This window comes from Ruminococcus sp., from assembly GCF_024684275.1.
This window is the reverse complement of the sequence record NZ_JAIKXF010000081.1, coordinates 1-2,558: the sequence shown is the minus strand read 5'-3', so window position 1 is coordinate 2,558 and position 2,558 is coordinate 1. Positions and strand designations below refer to the sequence as shown.

Below are 2,558 nucleotides of genomic sequence, written 5' to 3'. Positions count from 1 at the left end.
ATAACAGGCTTTTCAAACGCCATAAGCTCATGCGCTATTGAAGCCCGCTCGGAGGGACCTGTTCTCGGTGTGGGTGCAAAGATATTCACCATAGCGGGACCTGTGATCCTGTACGGCTGCTCGGCTGCCGCGGTTTATGGTGTGATATTCTGGCTTTTCAGCCGCTGAACGCTGTTATAATGCGTAATTAATTGTGTCGGCTTACGCCGATTAATTATGAATAATAATGTGTAAGGGCGCCTTTTGGCGCCCTTACAAAATGCATCATATTATTTTTATGTACGACGCGGAACGCCGAGGGCGGCGTTCCCTACAGTACGTTAAGGTTCATTTCAATGTAGGTTGACGGCGAGCGAAGCAAGCGCCAAAGTGGATACGGTCGAGCTGGTTCAGCTTATGATTTTGATGTGACAACTCCAATCAAAGCGCCATAAGCGATGTAAAAGTAAGGAATTTTATTGAAGTAAGCGAGTTTACGAGCGTCAACGTGGTCACGGTCGAGCTGGTTCAGCTCGAAAAAAATAGCAGGGCTAAAAGCCCTGCTTGTCTTAGATAAACAGATAAAAATAAATATGTGTAGAACAAAAGAAAGGAGACAACAAAACGAGTGTTAAATAAATCTTAACACTGTAGTTATTATACCTTATTTCTGACCTTTCGTCAAGCAAATCCTTTAACTTTTGTCAAATTGTACAACTTTAGTCCTGCTTTGTAATACATTTTTCACAACCGCCCTCTGAAAATACTGACAGCTGTACATATTTGACCGATAGTTGTTTTCATAGTTTTGGAAGAAATGGCTTTATATAGACATATTGCCAAAAAAACGCCTGATAAATTTGTAACAAGTCAGCAAAAAAAGTGTTTACAAAGGTTTCGATTTGTGGTATAATATTTCACAGTAGTTATATTTGGTTAACGTTATCACCCGCTAACCATTTCTATAACCTAAAATTTAATATTATTTTTTAGGAGGTCATTCCTATGGCAATCAAAAGAAAAATGAAAACAATGGACGGTAATAACGCCGCTGCATATGTTTCTTACGCCTTCACGGAAGTTGCCGGTATCTATCCGATCACACCTTCCAGCCCGATGGCAGACTATGTTGATCAGTGGTCCGCTCAGGGTGTCAAGAACATTTTCGGCACGACCGTTAAGGTTGAGGAGATGCAGTCTGAGGCCGGTGCAGCAGGTACTGTTCACGGTTCTCTGAATGCCGGTGCTCTGACAACAACCTATACTGCTTCTCAGGGTCTGCTCCTCATGATCCCGAATATGTACAAGATCGCCGGTGAGCTTCTCCCCTGCGTATTCCACGTTTCTGCCCGCTGCGTTGCTTCTCACGCACTGAACATCTTCGGCGACCACTCAGACGTTTACGCTTGCCGTCAGACAGGTTTTGCTATGCTCGCTGAGACCAACCCGCAGGAAGTTATGGATCTTGCTGCTGTTGCTCATCTCGCTTCTATCAAGAGCCGCGTTCCTTTCATCAACTTCTTCGACGGTTTCCGTACATCCCACGAGATCCAGAAGATCGAGACATGGGATTACGAGGATCTCAAGGAAATGTGCGATATGGACGCTGTAAAGGCATTCCGCGATCGTGCTCTTAATCCTGAAAAACCGACAATGCGCGGTTCTCACGAAAACGGAGATATCTTCTTCCAGCACCGTGAGGCCTGCAACTCCTACTACAATGCCGTTCCCGGTATCGTTGAGGAGTACATGGGCAAGGTAAATGCAAAGCTCGGCACTGACTATAAGCTCTTCAATTACTATGGTGCAGCTGACGCTGAGCGCGTTATCGTTGCAATGGGCTCTATCTGCGACGTTGCTGAGGAAGTTATCGACTACCTCAACAAGAAGGGTGAGAAGGTCGGTATCGTTAAGGTTCGTCTCTTCCGTCCTTTCTCGGCTGAAAAGCTCGTTGAGGCTATCCCCGCAACTGTAAAGAGCATCGCTGTTCTCGACAGAACAAAGGAGCCCGGCTCTCTCGGTGAGCCTCTCTACCTCGATGTAGTAGCTGCTCTTAATACTACAGGCAGAAACGGTATCAAGGTCATCGGCGGCCGTTACGGTCTCGGTTCAAAGGATACTCCTCCTGCATCTGTATTTGCTGTTTATGCAGAGCTCGCAAAGGCTGATCCCAAGCCTCAGTTCACACTGGGTATCGTTGATGATGTTACAAATCTCTCACTGGCTGAGGAGGATGCTCCCAACACAGCAGCAGAGGGTACTATCGAGTGCAAGTTCTGGGGTCTCGGCGGCGACGGTACTGTTGGCGCAAACAAGGACTCTATCAAGATCATCGGCGACCACACTGACAAGTACGTTCAGGCATACTTCCAGTATGACTCAAAGAAGACAGGCGGTATCACTATCTCACATCTTCGTTTCGGTGACAAGCCTATCAAGAGCCCTTACTACATAAACAAGGCTGACTTTGTTGCCTGTCATAACCCGTCATACATCCTCAAGGGCTACAAGATGGTAAATGACGTAAAGCCCGGCGGTGTATTCCTTATCAACTGCCAGTGGAAGCCCGAGGAGCTCGA

General features: G+C 46.5%; 2 protein-coding genes. Both read left to right on the top strand.

Annotation, left to right across the window (positions count from 1 at the left end; translation table 11 throughout):
* Window positions 1-168 carry a SpoVA/SpoVAEb family sporulation membrane protein gene (locus K5677_RS08520; protein WP_366849169.1) on the top strand — a complete coding sequence of 56 codons (168 nt, stop codon included), beginning with the start codon at window positions 1-3 and terminating at the stop codon, window positions 166-168.
* Between the two features lie 822 nt (window positions 169-990).
* Window positions 991-2,558: 2-oxoacid:acceptor oxidoreductase family protein (locus tag K5677_RS08515; RefSeq protein WP_296726842.1), on the top strand; the 1,568-nt coding region annotated here is incomplete at its 3' end.